The following is a 20,026-nucleotide window of genomic DNA, read 5'->3' on the forward strand; positions in this document are numbered from 1 at the left end:
ACTGCTGGGGCAGTGCGGGTCAGCCCGCCGTCGGCAGGGAGTCGCCCGCGTAGCGCTCCTCGAGGTCGCCCGTCTCCCCCGCCCGGGCGGCGGGCCGGCCCAGGACGAGGCAGTACGTCCAGAACACGAGTTCGGCCAGGACGCCGATGCCGATGCGCGCCCACGTCGGCAACCCCGAGGGCGTCACGAAACCCTCGATGACCCCGGAGACGAACAGCACGACGACGAGGCCCAGGGCCACGCCGAACATCGCCCGGCCCTCGGTCGCCAAGGAACTCGACCGGCTCCGCGGCCCCGGCGCGACCCACGCCCAGAACAGCTTCAGACCGGCTCCCGCGGCGACGAACACCGCGGTGAGTTCGAGGATCCCGTGCGGGAGGATCAGGCCGAAGAACACCTCCCCGCGCCCGTTCTCGATGAGCAGACCGCCCTGCAGGCCCACGTTCAGGGCGTTGTAGGCCAACGAGGCGAGGACGGGCACCCCGGTGATGCCGAGGGCGACGCACGTCGCGGCGACCCACGCGTTGTTCGTCCAGACCCGGCCGGAGAACGCGGCGCTGCTGTACTCGCTGTAGTAGTTCTCGAAGTCGGAGTACACGAGCTGGCGGATGTTCTCGTCGGACCCGAACAGGCTCGCCTGCGCCGCCGGGTTCCCGGCGATCCACAGCCCCGCAGCGACGGCGATGACCAGCGTGAACACGAACGCGCCGGTCGTCCACCAGCGCAACCGCCACAGCGCGGCGGGCAGTCCGCGCGTCGCGTAGTGCACGAGCTGGCGCCAGGCGGTGTAGCGGGACCCGGTGAGGCGGGCCCGCGCACGGACGAGCAGCGTCGACAGCTCGTCGAGGAGCACTGGTTCGGACTGCGCCGAGCGCAGGGCCGACAGGTGGGTCGCGGTGCGCTGGTAGAGGACGACCAGCTCGTCGGCCTCCGCCCCGTCGAGGCGCCGGCGCGCGACGAGGCGGCGCAACCGCGACCACTCGTGCTCGTGCACCGCTCGGAAGGCGTCGACGTCCACCACGGCAGGCTAACGTCCGGGCATGGGTCCGGAGGCGTCGCCCGCACCGCTGCACCGGGTCGCGGTCCTCGTCCTCGACGGCGCCAAACCGCTCGACGTCGGCATCCCCGCCCAGGTCTTCTCCCGGCGGCCCTCGATGCCCTACGAGCTGCGCGTGTGCGGCGCCGCGCCCGGACTCGTCCGCGGTGGCGAGGGGCTGGCGTACTCGGTGGAGTCCGGGCTCGAGACGCTCGCGTGGGCGCAGACGGTGTTCGTCCCCGGCTACCGCGAACCCGCGACGACGGAACCGCCGGTCGCCGTCGTCGAGGCGCTGCGTGCGGCGCACGCCCGCGGGACCCGGCTCGCCGCCATCTCCACCGGCGCCTTCGCCCTCGCCGCGGCGGGGCTGCTCGACGGCCGCCGCGCCACGACGCACTGGCACTACACCCGCGCGCTCGCCCAGCGCTTCCCCGCGGTGCAGGTCGACGAGAACGTCCTGTTCGTCGACGCCGGGGACGTGCTGACGTCCGCGGGGGCGGCGTCCGGCCTCGACCTGTGCCTGCACCTGCTGCGCCGCGACCAGGGCGTCGCGCACGCCAACCACGTCGCCCGCCGCCTCGTCGCCGCGCCGTACCGCAGCGGCGGGCAGGCGCAGTACGTGCCCCGCAGCGTGCCCGAGGGCGTCGGGGAGCTGTTCGCCGGCACCCGTGAGTGGGCGTTGGCGCGGCTCGGGGAACCGCTGACGCTGGCCGACCTCGCCCGGCACGCGCGGGTGTCGACGCGGACGTTCTCGCGCCGGTTCGTGGAGAACACCGGGTACACCCCGATGCAGTGGGTGCTGCGCGCCCGCGTCGACGCGGCCCGCGAACTGCTGGAGCGCACCGACCTCGGCGTCGAGCAGGTCGCCGCGCGCGTCGGGCTCGGGACGGGCGCGAACCTGCGCCTGCACTTCGCCCGGATCCTCGGGACGTCGCCGAGCGACTACCGCCACACCTTCGCCCCCTGACCCTCCGCGGGCCCTCCCGGCGTGGCGAGAAGCTTGCGGACGACGGCTGTCTCGCCACTGGTCGACGGCCCCCGCGCCGCCGATGGTGGAGCCATGACCCGCATCGCCATCAACGGCTTCGGCCGCATCGGCCGCTCCTCCCTCCGCGCGCTCCTGGCGCGCGACGCCGTCAGCCCGACCGGCCTGGAGGTCGTCGCGGTCAACGACCTCACCGCGCCCGAGGCCCTCGCCCACCTGCTGCGCTGGGACTCCACGCTCGGCCGGTTCTCCGGCACCGTCGAGGTCGACGGGGACCACCTCGTCGTCGACGGGCACCGCATCCGCGTGCTCGCCGAACGCGACCCGGCGGACCTGCCGTGGGCCGAGCTGGACGTCGACCTCGTCCTGGAGTCCACCGGGCGGTTCACGTCGGCGGACGCGGCCAAGGCCCACGTCGCGGCGGGGGCGCGCAAGGTCCTCGTCTCGGCCCCGGCCGACGGCGCGGACGTCACCCTGGCCTACGGTGTGAACACCGACGCCTACGACCCGCAGCGGCACGTCGTCGTCTCGAACGCGTCCTGCACGACGAACGCCCTCGCCCCGCTCGCCAAGGTCCTCGACGACCTCGCCGGCATCGAGCACGGGTTCATGACGACGGTCCACGCCTACACCCAGGAGCAGAACCTCCAGGACGGCCCGCACCGCGACCTGCGCCGGGCGCGCGCCGCCGGCGTGAACATCGTCCCGACGAGCACGGGGGCCGCGAAGGCCATCGGGCTCGTGCTGCCGCAGCTGGACGGGAAGCTGTCCGGCGACTCGATCCGCGTCCCGGTGCCGGTCGGCTCGATCGTCGAGCTGAACACCGTCGTCACCCGCGACGTCACCCGGGAGGACGTCCTGGCCGCCTACCGCGCGGCGGCCGATGGCGCGCTGGCGGGCGTGCTGGAGTTCTCCACCGAACCCCTGGTGTCCAGCGACATCACGGGCAACCCGCACTCCTCGGTGTTCGACTCCGCCCTGACCCGCGTCGACGGCCGGCACGTCAAGGTCGTCGCCTGGTACGACAACGAGTGGGGTTTCTCGAACCGCGTCGTCGACGTCCTGGGACTGCTCAGCGCAGGCTGAGCCGCGGGATCCCCGGCGGGTCGAAACCCCAGACCTGACCGTAGAACGACAGTTCCGCCTCCAGGCTGGCGACGACGTTCTCGGCCCGCCGGAACCCGTGCTGCTCGCCGGGGAACACGACGAGCGCGTGCGGCAACCCCTTGCGGTGCAGCGCGTCGGCGAAGGTCTCGGCCTGCTGACGCGGGACGACCGGGTCGTCGGCGCCCTGCAGCAACAGGACGGGGCACGTCAGCCCGTCGACGTGGTGCAGCGGCGCGCGCTGCGCGTACACGTCGGCGGCCGCCGGCAGCGGCCCGACGAGGGAGTCCAGGTAGCGGGACTCGAAGTCGTGGGTGTCCTCGGCCAGCGCCCGCAGGTCCGCGACGCCGTAGTACGACGTCCCCGCGGAGAACGCGTCCGTCCCGGTGAGGGCGGCCAGGACGGTGAAGCCCCCGGCGCTGCCGCCGCGGATCCCGACCTTCCCCGGCGCGGCCAGGCCCTCGGCGACGAGGTACCGGGCGACCGCCGCGCAGTCCTCGACGTCGACGATGCCCCAGTTCCCGTCCAGCGCCTCGCGGTAGGCGCGGCCGTACCCCGTCGACCCGCCGTACTGGACGTCGACCACGCCGATGCCGCGGGAGGTGAAGAACGCGACCTCCGGCGAGTACGCCGCGAGCGACTGGGCCGTGGGCCCGCCGTGGACGAACAGGACGTGCGGCGCGGCCCCGTCGGACCCGTGGTCGGGGTGCGTCGGCGGGTACCGGTACGCGTGGACGGACCGGCCGCGCTCGCTGGGGACGGTGAGGAACTCCGGCACCGGCAGGAACGCGGGGTCCGGCGACACGCCGGACGTCCGCGCCGTCAGCACCTCTCCCGCCAGGGCGTCGACGCGGACCACCCGCGCGGACAGTTCCGGGGACGCCGCGACGGCTCCGATCCAGCCGCCGGCCGCGGACACCGCGGGAAGGTACGCCGTGAACGGCAGCTCGAGCACGTCGAGGCGCCCGCTGCGCCGGTGCAGGACGTCGAGCCGGTACCCGACCTGACCCTGCCCGGTCGCCGCGTGCAGCAGGGCGATGCGGTCGTCGTCCGGCCCGTCGCCGAGGGCGGCCCAGGACGTCGTCCCGAACGTCCACGGCGGGAAACCCTGCTCGGCGTCCTCCGGCAGCAGGGCCCGCAGCTCCCCGTCCTCCGCGACCTCGCAGAGGTTCCAGAACCCGCTGCGGTCGCTCACGACGAGCACCGTGCCGTCGGGGGCGAACCCCGAGTGGACGAGGGACTCGCGCCCCTCCGCGCCTGCGAGGACGCGGGCGTCGTCCAGCCGCGGGCCGTCCGGCCCGTCCGCCAGCTGCGCCGTCCACACCTGCGTGCGCTGCCAGGGCATGTCGGGGTGGTCCCAGCTGATCCACACGAGCCGGCGGCCGTCCGGGGACACCCGCGGCGCGGCGAGGAACCCCGGGCCGGTGAAGAGCTCGGTGGGGCCGGCGGTGGCCGCGGACCCGTCCAGGGGGACGTGGACGAGGCTGCGGCGCAACGCCCCGCCGCGGCCGGTCGCGCTCTGCTCCTCGGCGACGAGCAGGACGCCGCGGCCCCAGGGCACCGGGTCGGCGTAGCGGACGCCGTCGGCGGGCACGAGGGGGCGGGGTTCGGCTCCGGGCGCCGCGACGTGGAACCAGCGCTGGTCGGCGGCGGAGGCGAGCACGAGCCCGCCCCCGGGGACGGGCGCCCAGGAACCCCCGCCGTACTCGTGGACGCGGGTGCGGGCGTCGAGGGCGGGGGCGAACTCCTCGACCGCGTCGGCCTGCGCGTCCGGACCACGGCGCAGGACGGCGACGCGGCCACCCTCGGCCGGGCGGCCCTCGGCCCACCAGAGCGTGCCGTCCGCCGCGACGACGACGCCGGAGAACCGCAGGCCGGCAGCGGCGACGTCGGCGGCCTGCAACGGTGAGGTCCACGCTCCGTGGGAGTCCACCGGCCCACCGTAGCCCTGGCCGCAGCACGGTCCCCCGGGGCCCGCGTCGGTACCGTGGGGGCGTGAGCACCCCCGCCCCGCCGCCCGTGGACGAGCCGGTCGCCCCGGCCGTCGCGCCACCGGCCGGGGGTCCCGTCGGGGGACCAGCCGGGGAACCCGCCGGGTTGCCCGTCGGTGAGCCCGTCGGGGAGATCGTCACCGGGGAAGCGGTCGTCCTCGGGCTGCGCGCGGCCTCGTTCGCCTCCCGCATCCTCGCCGCCGTCCTCGACGCCGTCGTCGTCGGGATCGTCCTGCTGGCGGCCGTCATCGGGTCGACCTCCCTGCTCAGCGACAGCAGCGAGGCCACGACGGCGGCGCTCGGGCTGAGCGTCACCGTGCTGTGCCTGGTGGGGATCCCCACGGCCGTCGAGACCGCGACGCGCGGCCGGTCCGTCGGCAAGCTCGTCGTGGGGGTGCGCACCGTCCGCGACGACGGGGGCCCGGTGCGGTTCCGGCACTGCCTCGTCCGTGCCGTCACGGGGTTCTTCGAGCTGTGGGCCCTGGCAGGCAGCCCCGCGATCATCTGCTCGCTCGTCAACGCGCGCGGCAAGCGCCTCGGGGACCTCCTCGCCGGGACCTACGTCGTCCGCGAGCGGACCGCGGCCCGCCACCGGCCGCTGCCGCCGATGCCCCCGGAGCTGGCCGGCTGGGCCCGCACGGCCGACATCGGGCGGCTGCCGCTGGCGACGACCACGGCGGCCCGCCAGTTCCTGGCGCGCACGGCCACGCTGAACCCCTCCTCCCGCGAGGCGCTGCGCGTCGAACTCGCGGACGCCCTGCTGCCGCACGTCTCCCCCGCCCCGCCCCCCGGCACCGACCCCGAGCGCTTCCTCGTGGCCGTGCTGGTGGAGCGCCGGGACCGCGAGTTCGCGCGCATGGAACGGCGGGAGAACCGGACCCGCGAGCTGGAGAGGACGATCGGACGGCTCTGACGCCCCGGTCCCCGCGCCCCCGGCTCAGAGCAACCGCAGGACCTCGTCCGGGGTCCACGACCGCAGCGTCAGCACCGTCGTCGTCCCGGGCAGTCCAGCCTGCGGCCACGACACCGTGAGCTCGAGGCGGTGGTCGCCCGCCGCCTGGTCGGGCAGGACGCCGATCCAGAAGTTCGCGTCGAGGTCGTAGGCGTCCTCGCCGCCCGAGCCACTGGCCTGCGAGGCATCGGCGAAGCCCTCGTGCCCACCGACGCGGACGGCAACGGCGGGCTCGGACCAGCCCTGCGGGCCGTCGTCGTCGATCCCGCCCCACCGGCTCTGGCGCAGCGCTGCCTCGGCCTGCACACCCTCGGCGCGCAGGACGAACGGCAGCGACAGCCCGGTGGAGTGGGCGAAGACGCAGCGCAGGGCCGCGACGATCCCGGGGGCCCGGGCGAGGACCACGGGGCCGTGCACGACGGCCCCGAGGTCCTCCGGTTCGACGGCGGGCGGCCAGCGGTGAGCTCTCACGCCCCCGATCGTGCCAGGCGGAGCCCGGTCGATCAGGCCGACCGCAGGACCGTCGTCGACCACTCCCCCACGAGCAGCTCGGCGACCTCACGGCCGACCTCCTGCTGCGGGTCGGAGGACACGACGAGCGTCCAGGGCCCACCGGGCGCCGGCGGGACGGTGAACTCGACGGGGTTCGTCGCCCCGTTGACGAGCAGCAGCACCGTCGCCGACCCCTCGGCCTGGAACTGCACCGCGTAGGCGCGGGCGTTGGCGTCGTCCCACTCCGCCTGCCCCATCGGCTCCCCGTCCGCGCGCAGCGAGACGGTGTTCGGACCGGCGGTGCCGGAGTACCACTCCGGTCGCAGGGCCGGCGTCTCCCGGCGCAGGGCGATGAGGTCGCGGGTGAAGGTGAGCAGGTCGGCGTCGACGGCCGACCAGTCGAACCAGGACAGTTCGTCGTCGTGGCAGTAGGCGTTGTTGTTGCCCTGCTGCGTGCGGCCGAACTCGTCCCCGCCGAGGATCATCGGCACCCCGGAGCTGAGCAGCAGCGTCGTCAGCAGGTTCCGCCGCTGCCGGGCGCGCAGGGCGTTGACCCCCTCGTCGTCCGTGGGCCCCTCGGCGCCGCAGTTCCACGACCGGTTGTCGCTCTCGCCGTCGGCGCCGCCCTCACCGTTGGCGTCGTTGTGCTTCTCGTCGTACGCCGTGAGGTCGGCCAGGGTGAAGCCGTCGTGGGCGGTGAGGAAGTTCACGCTGCACAGCGGCGAGCGGCGGTCGGCCTCGTAGACGTCGGGGCTGCCGGTGATCCGCTGGGTCAGTTCCCCCAGCGACCCCTGCCCGCGCCAGAAGTCGCGCACGTCGTCGCGGTACTTGCCGTTCCACTCCGACCACCGGGCCGGGAACCCGCCGACCTGGTAGCCCGCGGTGTCCCAGGGCTCGGCGATCAGCTTGACGGGGGCCAGGACCGGGTCCTGGTGGACGATGTCGAGGAACGCGGAGTGCACGTGCGCGTCGCCCCACTGGCGGGTCAGCGTCGTGGCCAGGTCGAAGCGGAACCCGTCGACGTGCATCTCGGTCACCCAGTACCGCAGCGAGTCGAGGACGAGCTGCAGGGCCGCGGGGTGGGAGACGTTGAGCGAGTTGCCGGTACCGGTGGTGTCGAAGTAGCTCTCCGGCTCCTCCTCCACGACGCGGTAGTACGAGCCGTTGTCGATGCCCTTGAGGGACAGCGTGGGACCCATGTGGTTGCCCTCGGCGGTGTGGTTGTAGACCACGTCGAGGACGACCTCGAGACCGGCCGCGTGCAGGGCCTTGACGAGCTCCTTGAACTCCGCGACCTGCTCGCCGCCGTCGCCGGCGGAGCTGTACTCGTTGTGCGGGGCGAAGAACCCGATCGAGTTGTAGCCCCAGTAGTTCCGGAGGCCCTTCTCGGCGAGGTGGGAGTCCTGGACGAACTGGTGGACCGGGAGCAGTTCGACCGTCGTGACGCCGAGGTCGACGAGGTGCTGGATCGCGGCCGGGTGCGCCAGGCCCGCGTACGTGCCGCGGATCTCCTCCGGCACGTCGGGGTGCTGCTGGGTGAAGCCCTTGACGTGCACCTCGTAGACGACGGTGTCGGCGTACGGCACGCGCGGCGGGGCGTCGTCGCCCCACTCGAAGGCCGGGTCGACGACGACGGCCTTGGCCACGGAGGCGGCCGAGTCGGTGTCGTTGCGCTGCTCGGGGTCGTCGAACGTGTGCCCGAACGTCTCCTCACCGGCCCCCCAGGACCCCTCGACGGCCTTGGCCCACGGGTCCAGGAGGAGCTTGGCGGCGTTGTGCCGCAGACCCTCCCCCGGTTCCCACTCGCCGTGCACGCGGAAGCCGTAGCGGGTGCCGACGCCTCCCGGCACCAGGCCGTGGAACACGTGCCCCGTCCGCCGGTCCAGCCGGTGGCGCGTCTCGGCGCCGCCGGAGTCGAAGACCGCCACGTCCACGGCCTCGGCCGTCTCGGAGTACACGGCCACGTTCAACCCGTTCTCGCGCAGGGTGACGCCGAGGGGGTAGGGGGTGCTGTCGCTCACCGTCCGATCCTGCGGGCGATCCGGGCTCACCGCGCGCCGGAACCTACCCGCGCTCCTCCCGACGGGTGCGCAACCGTCCCGTGGCCCAGAACAGCCGCCAGCGGGCGCGCACCCAGACGAACCACCGCAGCCGCCCGGAGTCGAGACCCTGCTCGGTGCGTTCCCATCGGCGCTGCTCGCGGTGGTGGTACTTCATCGCGACGAGGACGCACCCGCGGAGGAACGCGGCGAGCACGGCGACACCGCCGGCGATCGTGGCCCACGACGCGGCGTCCTCCAAGCTCATCCGGCCATGGTCCCAGACCCGGTCCTCAGCGCGGTTCCAGGACCGTGCGCGCGGCGGCCCTCACCAGCGGCGCCACGTCGGCCGCGATGCGCCGGTACCCGGCGGAGGAGGGGTGGAAGCGGTCGGCCGAGAACATCGACGGGTCGCGGACGAAGTCCGCCGATGCGCCCGAGGTGTCGGCCACCGTCACACCCAGCGCGACGGCCGCGCGGCTCTGCGCCGCACGGAAGTCCGCGCTGGCTGCGCGGGCGAACTCCCGCAGCGCCGGCGGGACGTGGACGACGATGCCGAGGTCGGGGGCCGGCACGAGGACGACCTCCACCCCGGCGCGGCGCAGGGTCCGCAGGGCGCTGGTGAGTTCCGCCACCGCCTGGTCCACCGGGACGGCGTGGGTGAGGTCGTTGGCACCGACGACGACGGCGGCCACCTGCGGCCACGCCCCCGCCGCCGCGACCTGTCCCGCCAGCGCCGCGCTGCGCGCCCCGGACACCGCGAAGACCCGGTGCTCGGCCGCGACGCCGGCGGCGGCGAGGTCGGCGGTCACCAGGGGCCCCAGGGTGTCCGCCGTCGAGCTCGCCCCCACGCCGGCGGCGAGGGAGTCCCCGAAGAGGGCCAACCGGAGGGGTTCGGACGCCACGCGACCAGTCGACCAGGGACGACGACGCCCGGCACCCCGAGCGGGGTGCCGGGCGTCGGCGTGCGGGGCGGCTCAGTACCGGTAGTGCTCCGGCTTGTACGGACCCTCGACGTCGATGCCGATGTACTCGGCCTGCGACTTCGTGAGTTCGGTGAGCCGGACGCCGAGGGCGTCGAGGTGCAGGCGCGCGACCTTCTCGTCGAGCTTCTTGGACAGGCGGTGCACGCCGACCGGGTACTCGTCCGGCTTGGTGAACACCTCGATCTGCGCGACGACCTGGTTGGCGAACGAGTTCGACATGACGAAGCTCGGGTGCCCCGTCGCGTTGCCCAGGTTCAGCAGCCGGCCCTCGGACAGGACGATGACGCTGTGCGCCTCGACGGCCTCGTCCCCGGAACCGGAGGCGGGGATGCGCCACTCGTGCACCTGCGGCTTGATCTCGACCTTCTCGACGCCCGGGATGCGGGACAGGCCGAGCATGTCGATCTCGTTGTCGAAGTGGCCGATGTTCCCCACGAGGGCCTGGTGCTTCATCTTCGCGATGTCGGCCGCCATGACGACGTCCTTGTTGCCCGTCGCGGTGATGAAGATGTCGGCGGTGCGCACGACGTCCTCGAGGCGGACGACCTGGTACCCGTCCATCGCGGCCTGCAGGGCGTTGATCGGGTCGACCTCGGTCACGACGACGCGGGCACCCTGGCCGCGCAGCGACTCCGCGCAGCCCTTGCCGACGTCGCCGTAGCCGAACACGACGGCCGTCTTGCCGCCGATGAGGATGTCGGTGCCGCGGTTGATCCCGTCGATGAGGGAGTGCCGGGTGCCGTACTTGTTGTCGAACTTCGACTTCGTCACCGAGTCGTTGACGTTGATGGCCGGGAAGGGCAGCACGCCGTTGCGGTGGTACTCGGCGAGGCGGTGCACCCCCGTCGTCGTCTCCTCGGTGACGCCGCGGATGCCGTCGGCGACGCGCGTCCAGCGCTGCGGGTCCTCGGTGAGGCTCTTGCGCAGCAGCTCCAGGACGACGGCGTACTCCTCGGAGTCGTCCGGGGTCGTCGCCGGGACCGCGCCGGCGGCCTCGAAGCGCTTGCCCTCCAGGACGAGCATCGTGGCGTCGCCACCGTCGTCGAGGATCATGTTCGGGCCCACGCGGTGGCCCTCGGCGTCGGTGCCCCAGTCGAAGATGCGCTCGGCCAGCGCCCAGTACTCCTCGAGCGTCTCGCCCTTCCAGGCGAAGACGGGGACGCCCGCGGGGGCCTCGGGGGTGCCGGAGCCCACGACGACGGCCGCGGCGGCCTGGTCCTGGGTGGAGAAGATGTTGCAGCTGGCCCAGCGGACCTGCGCGCCCAGGGCGACGAGGGTCTCGATGAGGACGGCGGTCTGCACCGTCATGTGCAGGGAGCCGGCGATGCGGGCGCCGGCCAGCGGCTGGGACTCGCCGAACTCGGCGCGCAGCGCCATGAGTCCGGGCATCTCGTGCTCGGCCAGACGCAGCTCGTGGCGTCCGGCCTCGGCCAGGGAGAGGTCCCGGACCTGGTACTCGAAAGACATTCTCGTCCTCTCGTGACGGTTCGTGACGTTCCCCCGGCACGGCCCCTCTGGGCCCTCGAGCGGCATCACCGCGCGCCGGAGCGCCCTCCAGACTACGTGCCGTCCCGGGCGGGCGTCAGACGAGCGCCCGCAGGGGCGGTGCCACCGGGCCCGCGGCCGACAGGACCCCCGCCGTGCTGCGCACGGGCAGGGTGAACCAGAAGACGCTGCCGCCGCGGGGGTCGTCCTCCAGGCCGATGTCACCGCCGAGGCGCAGCGCGATGCGCCGGCACAGGGCCAGGCTGAGGTGGTTGCTCCCCAGTTCCACGTCCGCCGCCTCCCCGGCGAAGGGTTCGAAGACGCTCGTCCGACGCTCGGAGGGCACCCCCAGGCCACGGTCGCGGACCTCGATGCGCCAGACCTCCCCGCGGAAGCGCGAGCCGGTCAGCTCGGCCTTCAGGGTCACGACGGCCGGCTGGCCGTCGGGGGCGTGCACGACCGCGTTGTCGACGAGGCGGCCGAGCAGCTGGTGCAGCAGCCAGGGCTCACCGACGACCTCCGGCAGCGGGCCCACCTCGATGCGCGGCCGCAGGGCCTCGGGCAGGTGGGCCGTGAGGGCCTCCTGCTCGTCGGCCAGGAGCGTGCCGGTCGCGAAGAGGTCCACGACGCGTTCGGTGAGGGCCATCTCGCTGACCTGCGCGTACAGGAGCAGGTCGTCCACGAGCCGGCGGGCGCGGTCCAGACGGCGGTCGACGCGGTCGAGGCGCTGCTGCCAGTCCGCGGCCGTCCACGACTCCGTCTCCCGGGCGGCCTCGGCCAGCCGGGACAGCCCGGACAGCGGCAGGCGCAAGCGGTCCGCGACGACGGTGGTGTAGGCGCCGAGCTCGGACTCCCGGGTGCGCAGCGCCTCCTCGCTCAACCGGCGCGAAGCCACCTCGGCGGCCAGGTCGGCCGTCGCCTGCTCGACCTGGCGGCGGGCGCGGCCACGACCGGCGGTCACCGAGAAGACGAGCGCGGACAGCAGGACCGACGCCGCGCTGCCCGCGGCGAAGCTCACCACGGGCCCCTGGCCGACCTCCGCGGCGTGGGCCTGCACCGTCGGCGTCACCTCCAGCCGCCAGCGGCGGGTCCCGGCGATGACGTCGACGTGGGCGGAGTGGTCGACCAGCGCCGATCCCGGGTCGATGACGGCCAGCGGCAGCGGGTGCCCTGTGTCCGTCGTGTCCTGCAGGGACAGCCGCGTCCGCAGCGGGCTGCTCCGGTCGGCCGTGGAGTCCAGGACGGTGCCGGTGCGGAAGGAGGCGGAGACCCAGCCGCGGAAGACGCCCTCGTCGGCCTGCCCGGGTCCGCCCACGACGGGGGCGGTGAACAGGACCGACTGCTGCTGCTGCTCCGGCGGCAGGCCGCGGTCGGCGATCAGGACGTAGGGAGAGGTGACGGTGACGCGGCCCGTCTGACGGGCGGAGGTCGCCGCCTGGACGATCTGCGGCACGCTCGCCGCGTCCGCGCCGAGGGACGTCCCCGAGGTGTCGACCGCGCGGTAGCTGGCGACGAAGCGGTGCTCCCCGATGGGGGTGGGCCGGGGCTGGAGGGTCAGCCGCGTGCCGAGCTGGCTGCGCAACTGCTCCTGGGCCACGGCGACGGCTGCGGGGTCGTCGGCCACGGGAACGGTCCAGGTGATGTTCGCGACCCCGGGCAGCGACGTCATCGTGGAGGTGAGGTCCTGGAACTGCTCCTCGGTGAGGGCCGGCCCGTTGCCCACCGTGGTGGCCAGGGACTGCAGCGTGCTCGAGTAGGTGCCCACCGCGTCGCCCAGGGCGCCGGCCTCGGCCTCTGCGAGGTCCCTCACCTCCTGGTCGGCGTGCTGGTCGCCGGAACGCTCCAGCTGGACGCTGACGAGGGCGCTCGCCCCGACGCCGACCCCGAGCAGCGCCAGGGGCAGGCCCAGGACCGCGGCGCGGTGGGACAGGAGACGGCGGCGGGACGTGCGGGTCCCGGCGGAGGTGGTCACCCCGTAGCCATCGGCACGGGCGCGGGCCTTCTGCACGGAAACTTCTAGAGCGTTGAGGTGTAGATGCTCTAGACAACTTCTAGTACTCGAACAGCCCATCTCCCCCGTCGCCACCCGGGCCGATGCCTCTGCCGTGAGCATGGTGGAACTGGCGGCCCGCAGCGCGGTGCCCTCGCCGCGGACGGCCGTGGCGCGGACCTCCGCGCGCCGGCCCTCGGAGCGGTACGCGGCCGACACGTCCCTGCGCCGCAGCGCGCGGCAAGCCGTCGAGGCGCTCGCGGCCAGCAGCGGTCTGACCACGTGGTACCTGGGCCGCATCGACGGCCTGGCGATGCTGCCGCTGGCGGTCTCGGACGAGGCGACCGGCGTCGTCGCGGGCCGCCGCATCCCGTGGTCGGACACGGTCTGCCGGCGGATGGTCAACGGCCTCGGGCCCGCCGTGGCCCCGGACATCACCCTCGTGCCCAACTACGTGCGGGCCCCGTCCGCGATCGCCCTCGGGATGACCGCCTACGCGGGCACCGCGCTGCGCGACGGCGACGGCCGCCTCCTCGGGGCGATGGCCGGCTGGAACTCCCGGCCCGGCACGGTGGTGCAGCCGGGGCTCGAACTGCTCATGACGGCCTTCGCCGAACTGCTGTCGCAGGCGCTGGCGGCCGAGGTCGCCGCCGACGCCGCCCAGCGGGCGGCGGACCGCGCCTCCGTGCGCCGCGACGCCACCGACCGGGTGACGGAGCTGTCCAGCCGTGTCGGCTGGGGCGCCCTCCTGCAGCAGGAGGACCGGCGCACCGTCGAGCGCGGTGTGCCGGTCGCCCTGCTCGTCGTCGACCTGGGCCGGGTCCGCTCGTCGAGCCGGCTGCAGAAGGCCACCGAGACCGTCGTGCGCGCCCTGCCCGACGCCACCGTCTCCCGGCTCACGGCCCGGCAGTTCGGGGCGATCCTGCCGGACGTCGACCCCGAGGAGGTGGAGGCCAGCGAACGCGGGCTGACCACCGCCCTGCGGGCCGCCGGTTTCGACGCCACCGGCGCGTGGGCGGCCTCGGGAGAGGCCGACGACCTCAGCGCGGTGTGGACCCTGGCCGAGCAACGCCTGTACCGCGCCCGTCGCGACGGGGCCCGCCCGTGAGCGCCGCCGTGCCCGCCCCCCGCGCAGCGCGGCTCGCCGGTGTCCTGCGCCAGGTCGGTCCCGTGCGCTGCGCGCTCACCGCCGGGCTCCTCCTCGCCACGGTCGTCCTCCTGGGGCACGACCGCGCCGTGCGGCACGCCGAGGCGTGCGCCTCCGCGTTCCTCGTCCGCAGCACCTGGGGCCCGGACGCCCTCTGCGTGGCCGACAACACGCTCTACCGCGTCGGCGGTCAGCTCGTGGGCCACACCGTGACCATCGGGTGCAGCGCCGTGGTGCTGCTGGTCCCGTTCGTCGTCGTCGCCGCCCTGCTGCTGCCGGTGCGGCGGATGCCGGCCGTCGTCACCCTCGGCGCGCTGGGTTTCGCCGCCCTCGTGGTGGCCGCGGTGAACCAGCTGCGGTTGCTGACCATCGCCTCGGGCGTCCACTTCTGGGGCCTGGAGCGCGGGTACGGGTTCACCCACGTCCTCGGCGGCTCGATCGTCAGCACCGTCGGCATCGTGCTGGGCGGGTTGACGTTCCTCGTGCTGCTGACCCGCGGGGCGCAGGTGGTGCGCCGTGGGTAGCAGCGTTCACCTCGGGCTCGCCCTGCTGAACACCGCGGCCTTCGTGCTGTGCGTGCTGTTCCTCAGCTACGTCATCACCGTCCTGCGCCCGTTCCTGCGCCACCGCGAGGTGGAACTGGGCGACCGCGCCGACTTCGACTGGCACGTCCTCATCCCCTGCCTGAACGAGGAGACGGTCATCGTCGGAACCGTCCAGCACCTGCTGGACACCTTCCCCGAGGCGACCGTGTGGTGCATCGACGACGACTCGCGCGACCACACCCACGAACTCCTCACCTGGCTGGCGACCCGGCACGAGAAGGTGCGCGTCGTCAGCCGTCGCCCCCCGGAAGCACGGAAGGGCAAGGGCGACGCCCTGAACGACGCCTACCGGCGCATCTGCGCGGAACTGCCGGAAGGCGCCGACCGCTCCCGCGTCGTCGTGGGCGTCGTCGACGCCGACGGGCGCCTGGAGCAGTTCTGCCCCGACGTCATCGCCGGCCCCACGCTGTTCGGCGACCCGACCGTCGGTGCGGTGCAGGTCCAGGTCCGCATCACCGAGGACGTCGACGCCCTCGTCGGCACCGACCTGGACCGCCTCGTGGGTTCGCGGGCGCGCACCAGGGGCGACCACATCCTCGTCCGGTTGCAGGACCTGGAGTTCGCCGGCCCCATCGCCGCGATGCAGTTCCTGCGCCGCCGCACCGGCAGCGTGGCGATGGGCGGCAACGGGCAGTTCACCCGCCTCACCGCCCTCGACGACGTCGCCCGCGACAACGGGACGCCGTGGCACGGTGCGCTGCTGGAGGACTTCGAACTCGGGCTGCACGTCCTGCTCGCCGGGCACCGCACCGAGTACTGCCACGACACGTTCGTCGCCCAGGACGGCCTGAGCCAGGTTGGACCCCTGCTGCGCCAGCGCACCCGGTGGTCGCAGGGGAACATCCAGTGCCTGCGCTACCTGTGGCGGGTCCTGAACTCCGAGCGGATCTCGATCCCGGGTGCCCTGGAGATCGCGCACTACATGTGGGTGCCGTTCTCGCAGGTGTTCGGCAGCGTCGTGTTCCCCCTGACCTCGGTCGTGACCCTCTACTACGCCTTCAGCGACCCGCAGGGGGCGGACAGGTGGCTGCTGGCCGGCGCGTGGGGCCTGATCCCCCTGGGCCTGCTGTTCGGCGTCCTGCCGCACGCGCTGTGGGGCCTCTTCTACCGGACGCACTGCGGGACGTTCGTCACCCGCCGCGGCGCCCTGTGGATGGCCGTGGCGAACATCGGCTACGGCTACCTGCTGCAGGTCTGCGCCTGGCGCGCGCTGTTCCGCGTCCTGAAGGGCCGCACCGAGTGGCACAAGACCGCCCGGGCCAACGACCGGCCCGTCGCGGAAACCTCCCTCCCCACCCCCGTCCCGAGCAGCTGAGGAGCAGACATGGACGAGAACACCGCACCCCGCCGCTGGGGTCGCCTGCTCACCGCAGGGATCGCCGGAGCCGCCGCGCTCGGGCTGGCCACCGCCGGTTCCGCCGCGGCCGACACGTCCGTGGCCACCGCGAACGCCGTCACCGTCGGGGTGCTCGGCACCTCGACCGTGAGCACCGGCACGGCGAGCGCCGCGAACTCCGGGTCGCAGACGACCCAGACCAGCGCGCAGACACCGAGCCTGTCCGCACTGAGTGCGCAGAGCGGCATCACCGCCGGGGTCGCCGTGCAGACGGCGATCGCCTCCGCGGACGGTTCCTCCCTCGCCTGCGCCGGGCTCGTCGGCACCGGTGGGAGCGTCACCGTGGGCTCGGACGGCACGTGCACCGTGAACGGCGGCGGGACGGGTGGTGTGCAGATCACCCTCGTCCCGGGGACCGTGCTCAGGGCGGACGCCGTGCTCGCCTCCTGCAGCGCGACGTCGGCCGGTGCCACCACGGGCGCCGTGAAGCTGGTGAACGCGAAGGTGTACGTCTCCGGCCTCGCGACCCAGACGCTGACCTCGGCCCCCGCGGCCGGGTCCAGCGTCACCGTGCCGGGCGTGGCGCAGCTCGCCCTGCGGTCCACGAGCACCCCCTCCGGGGCCGGCAGCACCCAGGTCACCGCCCTGACGGTGAACCTCCTCTCCGGCGCGGTGGCCGCCGTCAACGTCGGCACCGTCACGTGCGGGGCCAACGCCAGGACCGTCCCGACCGACGCCCTTCCCGGACCCGCCGCGCCGCTGAGCGCCGCCGCGCTCGCCGTCCTCGGCTGGCGCTTCCGCCGTCCCGTCCTGCAGGCCCTGAGCACGAGGAGCACCCGTCGTGGCTGAGAACTCCACCGGAAAGGTCGCCGTCGTCTTCGGCACCCGACCCGAGATCATCAAGCTGGCCCCGGTCCTGCGCGCGCTCGGGGAGGACGGCGAGGCCGTCTTCACCGGCCAGCACTACGACCCCGAACTCACCGACGCGGTGTTCCGCTCCTGCGGCCTGCCGTCGGTGGCGCCCGCCGTCACCGGGGTCGGCGGCGGCAGCCGCGCCGGGCAGGTGGCGACGATGGTGGACCAGCTGTCCTCGCTGTTCGCGCGCACCCGCCCGCGGGCCGTCGTCGTCCAGGGCGACACCAACACCACCAACGCGGGGGCGCAGGCCGGTCACTACCTCGGGATCCCCGTGGTGCACGTGGAGGCGGGGCTGCGCAGCCACGACCGGGCCATGCCCGAGGAGACGAACCGCCTGCTGGTCTCGGCGCTGGCCGACGTGCACTGCGCCGCCACCCCGGAGAACGCCCGCAACCTCCTCGACGGGGCCGTGCCCGCGGGGTCGGTGTTCGTCACGGGAAACCCCGTGGTGGAGGCGGTCACGGCGCTGCTGCCGGACGAGGCGGAGACCGCGCGGGTCCTCGCCGGGCACGGCGTGGCCGCCGGGTCCGTGCTGGCCACGGTCCACCGGCCGGAGAACACGGACGACCCCGTCCGGCTGCGTGCGCTGCTGGACGGCCTCGGCCGGCTCGGCGCCCCCGTCGCGCTGCCGCTGCACCCGCGCACCCGCAAGGCGCTGGCGGCCTGGGGGGTGGACGTGCCCGCGGCGGTGCGGGTGCTGCCGCCCGTGGACCACCGCACGTTCCTCGCCTTCGCCCGCAGCGCCTCGCTGCTGGTGTCGGATTCCGGCGGGGTGCAGGAGGAGGTCACGGTGCTGCGCAAGCCCCTGGTGGTGGTGCGCACCAGCACCGAGCGGCCGGAGTCCGTCGCCGCCGGGTTCTCCGTCCTCAGCGAGCCGGAGGACCTCGTGGCCCACGCCGGGCGGATGCTGTCCGCGGAGTCGCTGGCGCGCATCGCCACGACCGCCAGCCCCTACGGCGACGGACTGGCCTCCCAGCGCATCGCGCAGCTCGCGGTGGGCGAGGTGCCGGCTCCGCCGGCCGTCTGGATGTCCGCGCAGTTCTCCTGAGCAGCGCCGGGCGCGGGGCCTCACCCGTCCGGCCCCTCCGTCGGCGGACGCCCCGGGACGATGTCTAGAAGGTGACGACACGACGCGACCCCGGACCGGTCGACCTGGGTGAGGACGGCCCCGACCGCCGCGTCCTCGGGGTGGGGTACCTGATCACCAGCCTCATCAACGCCTCGGTCGTGCTCGCGCCCGGGTGGGGGGACGTCCGCGGCGGGCCGGTGCTCGCCATCGCCACGCTGGGTGTCCTGAGCGGTCTCGGCCTGCTGGCCCTCCCGTCCTGGCCGGCGCCCGGGCCGCGCACCGGGATCGTGTCGGCGGGGCTGTCCACGTCCGTCAGCGTGTGGTGCGTCGACGGGTCACCGGCGGTGGGGGTCCTGGTGGCCCTGTACTGCGCCTCGGCCCTGCACATCCCCTACCTGCGCTCGCGCCGCCAGGTCGTCGCGGCCACCGTCCTGCCGTACGTGCTGCTGCCCGCGGCGCTCCTGGCCTCCGGACACCCGGACCAGGTGCTCGGCTGGGTGCTCGTCCTGCCGGCGACCACCGTGCTCCCGGTCCTGGGGGTGCGCTCCGTGCTGCAGCTGGCGGCCCTGCGGTCGCGCCGCGACGCCACCTCGGAGCTGCTGAACCGCCGGGGGCTGCTGGAGACCTGCGCGCGGCAGCTGGAGGAAGGTGAGGGCCTGGACGGCCAGGCGACGGTCAGCGTCGTGCACTTCGACGACCTGCGCGACCTGCGGCTCGCGCTCGGGCGGGCCGCCGCCGACGAGGTGGTCGCCGAGTGCGCGCGCCGGGTCGCCGCCCTCCCGGGCGCGGTCGTGGCGCGCCTGGACCAGGACACGCTGGCGGTCGTGCGGCCGGCCGAGCTGGACGGGAGCGGCGACCCCACCCGCACCGGCCTGGACGAGGGGCGCGTCCTGCGCCAGGTCCTGCGCGACCACGTCGAGCTCGAGGCGGAGGGTCCGGGCCGGGGCCTGCAGCTGCGACCGGACGTCTCGATCGGGGTGGCCTGCGCACCGCAGCACGGGCGGGACATCGACGCCCTGCTGGCGCTCGCGGACGTCGCGGCAGTGCACGCCGTGGACGACCGGCACCGCGTGGCGGTCGCCGAGGGGTCGGGCACCGTCGACGCCGACGACCTGCGCCTGCACGCCGAGCTGCCGTCGGCGATCGAGGCCGGCCAACTGCAGGTGCACTACCAGCGCCTCGTGTCCGCGGGCACGGGCCGCACCCTCGGTGTCGAGGCGCTCGTGCGCTGGCAGCACCCCGTGCACGGGCTGCTGGGCCCGGCCGCCTTCGTGCCCCTGGCCGAGCGCAGCCACGCGATCGTGGGCCTGACCCACTGGGTGCTGCGCACCGCGGCAGCCCAGTGCGCGACGTGGCGGGCCGAAGGACGCGACGTCGGGATGTCCGTGAACGTCTCCCCGGTCGTCCTCAGCGACCCCTCGCTCGTGAACGCCGTCCGCCGGGCGGTCGCCGTCAACCGCCTCGACCCGGGGGTGCTGACCCTGGAGGTGACGGAGAGCGCGCTCCTTCAGGACCCCGAGGGGGCCTCGGAGGTCCTGGCCGCGCTGCGAGCGGCCGGTGCGAGGGTGTCGATCGACGACTTCGGGACGGGCTACACGTCCCTCACCATGCTGCGGCAGCTGGCCGTGGACGAGCTGAAGATCGACCGGTCCTTCGTCGTCGCGGCACCCCAGGCGCCAGCGGACGCCGCCATCGTCCAGGCCCTCGTGGACCTCGCCCACCGGCTGTCGATGGAGGTGGTGGCCGAGGGTGTCGAGGACGCCCGCACCGCTGACCTCGTCCGCGACCTGGGGGCGGACGTGCTGCAGGGCTACCACTTCGCGCGGCCCGTCCCGGCCGCACAGGTCTTCGCCGGGGCCGGAGACCCCGTGCCCGCCCTCAGCTGACCTGC

The 20,026-nt window shown here is 74.4% G+C and carries 17 protein-coding genes; 9 read left to right on the forward strand and 8 right to left on the reverse strand.

What is annotated here, in order from left to right:
* Window positions 1–19: 19 nt before the first annotated feature.
* Window positions 20–1,018, reverse strand: a complete 999-nt coding sequence (locus tag ACFEMC_RS16350; RefSeq protein ID WP_380170614.1) for a stage II sporulation protein M — start codon at window positions 1,016–1,018, stop codon at window positions 20–22.
* A 22-nt stretch (window positions 1,019–1,040) separates the two neighbouring features.
* On the opposite strand from ACFEMC_RS16350, the gene ACFEMC_RS16355 reads away from it, so the two are divergent.
* Together ACFEMC_RS16355 and gap are read left to right on the forward strand one after the other, a co-directional pair.
* On the forward strand, window positions 1,041–2,003 hold the full coding sequence (locus tag ACFEMC_RS16355; RefSeq protein WP_380170615.1) for a GlxA family transcriptional regulator: 963 nt from the start codon (window positions 1,041–1,043) through the stop codon (window positions 2,001–2,003).
* A gap of 93 nt (window positions 2,004–2,096) precedes the next feature.
* On the forward strand, window positions 2,097–3,107 hold the full coding sequence (gap, locus tag ACFEMC_RS16360; RefSeq protein ID WP_380170616.1) for a type I glyceraldehyde-3-phosphate dehydrogenase: 1,011 nt from the start codon (window positions 2,097–2,099) through the stop codon (window positions 3,105–3,107).
* On the opposite strand, the gene ACFEMC_RS16365 is transcribed toward gap, so the two are convergent.
* A complete protein-coding gene (locus tag ACFEMC_RS16365) occupies window positions 3,094–5,058 on the reverse strand; it encodes a S9 family peptidase (protein ID WP_380170617.1) in 1,965 nt (654 codons plus the stop codon). The two genes, gap and ACFEMC_RS16365, sit on opposite strands and share 14 nt — an antisense overlap.
* 62 nt (window positions 5,059–5,120) lie before the next feature.
* On the opposite strand from ACFEMC_RS16365, the gene ACFEMC_RS16370 reads away from it, so the two are divergent.
* A complete protein-coding gene (locus tag ACFEMC_RS16370) occupies window positions 5,121–6,029 on the forward strand; it encodes an RDD family protein (RefSeq protein WP_380170618.1) in 909 nt (302 codons plus the stop codon).
* Between the two features lie 24 nt (window positions 6,030–6,053).
* Here the strand turns inward: ACFEMC_RS16370 and ACFEMC_RS16375 are convergent, their stop codons facing one another.
* From ACFEMC_RS16375 to ACFEMC_RS16400, 6 genes are all read right to left on the reverse strand, one after another.
* Complete coding sequence (locus tag ACFEMC_RS16375; RefSeq protein WP_380170619.1) at window positions 6,054–6,539, reverse strand: hypothetical protein; 486 nt, start codon at window positions 6,537–6,539, stop codon at window positions 6,054–6,056.
* 32 nt (window positions 6,540–6,571) lie between these two features.
* The gene (gene glgX / locus ACFEMC_RS16380; RefSeq protein ID WP_380170620.1) at window positions 6,572–8,611 is read right to left on the reverse strand and encodes a glycogen debranching protein GlgX; all 2,040 of its coding nucleotides are present in this window, start codon (window positions 8,609–8,611) and stop codon (window positions 6,572–6,574) included.
* A gap of 13 nt (window positions 8,612–8,624) precedes the next feature.
* Window positions 8,625–8,867, reverse strand: coding sequence for a hypothetical protein (locus ACFEMC_RS16385; RefSeq protein ID WP_380170621.1), 243 nt, complete (start codon window positions 8,865–8,867; stop codon window positions 8,625–8,627).
* 25 nt (window positions 8,868–8,892) lie between these two features.
* The gene (locus tag ACFEMC_RS16390) at window positions 8,893–9,504 is read right to left on the reverse strand and encodes an SGNH/GDSL hydrolase family protein (RefSeq protein ID WP_380170622.1); all 612 of its coding nucleotides are present in this window, start codon (window positions 9,502–9,504) and stop codon (window positions 8,893–8,895) included.
* Window positions 9,505–9,576: 72 nt separating this feature from the next.
* Window positions 9,577–11,052, reverse strand: a complete 1,476-nt coding sequence (gene ahcY / locus ACFEMC_RS16395) for an adenosylhomocysteinase (RefSeq protein ID WP_380170623.1) — start codon at window positions 11,050–11,052, stop codon at window positions 9,577–9,579.
* 115 nt (window positions 11,053–11,167) lie between these two features.
* The gene (locus tag ACFEMC_RS16400; RefSeq protein ID WP_380170625.1) at window positions 11,168–13,183 is read right to left on the reverse strand and encodes an ATP-binding protein; all 2,016 of its coding nucleotides are present in this window, start codon (window positions 13,181–13,183) and stop codon (window positions 11,168–11,170) included.
* On the opposite strand from ACFEMC_RS16400, the gene ACFEMC_RS16405 reads away from it, so the two are divergent.
* The 6 genes from ACFEMC_RS16405 to ACFEMC_RS16430 all read left to right on the forward strand — a co-directional run bounded on the left by ACFEMC_RS16405 (window position 13,176) and on the right by ACFEMC_RS16430 (window position 20,021).
* A complete protein-coding gene (locus ACFEMC_RS16405) occupies window positions 13,176–14,168 on the forward strand; it encodes a hypothetical protein (protein ID WP_380170626.1) in 993 nt (330 codons plus the stop codon). The genes ACFEMC_RS16400 and ACFEMC_RS16405 overlap by 8 nt on opposite strands.
* Window positions 14,165–14,731 (forward strand): hypothetical protein, encoded by a 567-nt coding sequence (locus ACFEMC_RS16410; protein ID WP_380170627.1) that lies wholly within the window; start codon window positions 14,165–14,167, stop codon window positions 14,729–14,731. Before ACFEMC_RS16405 ends, ACFEMC_RS16410 begins: the two co-directional genes overlap by 4 nt.
* Window positions 14,724–16,127, forward strand: coding sequence for a glycosyltransferase family 2 protein (locus tag ACFEMC_RS16415; RefSeq protein WP_380170628.1), 1,404 nt, complete (start codon window positions 14,724–14,726; stop codon window positions 16,125–16,127). The genes ACFEMC_RS16410 and ACFEMC_RS16415 overlap by 8 nt, the downstream gene beginning before the upstream one ends.
* Before the next feature lie 9 nt (window positions 16,128–16,136).
* On the forward strand, window positions 16,137–16,997 hold the full coding sequence (locus ACFEMC_RS16420; RefSeq protein ID WP_380170629.1) for a hypothetical protein: 861 nt from the start codon (window positions 16,137–16,139) through the stop codon (window positions 16,995–16,997).
* Complete coding sequence (gene wecB / locus ACFEMC_RS16425; protein WP_380170630.1) at window positions 16,990–18,114, forward strand: non-hydrolyzing UDP-N-acetylglucosamine 2-epimerase; 1,125 nt, start codon at window positions 16,990–16,992, stop codon at window positions 18,112–18,114. Before ACFEMC_RS16420 ends, wecB begins: the two co-directional genes overlap by 8 nt.
* Before the next feature lie 71 nt (window positions 18,115–18,185).
* The gene (locus tag ACFEMC_RS16430; RefSeq protein WP_380170631.1) at window positions 18,186–20,021 is read left to right on the forward strand and encodes an EAL domain-containing protein; all 1,836 of its coding nucleotides are present in this window, start codon (window positions 18,186–18,188) and stop codon (window positions 20,019–20,021) included.
* The last annotated feature ends 5 nt before the right edge of the window (window positions 20,022–20,026 follow it).

This window comes from Kineococcus sp. DHX-1 (genome assembly GCF_042473625.1).
GTDB lineage: Bacteria > Actinomycetota > Actinomycetes > Actinomycetales > Kineococcaceae > Kineococcus.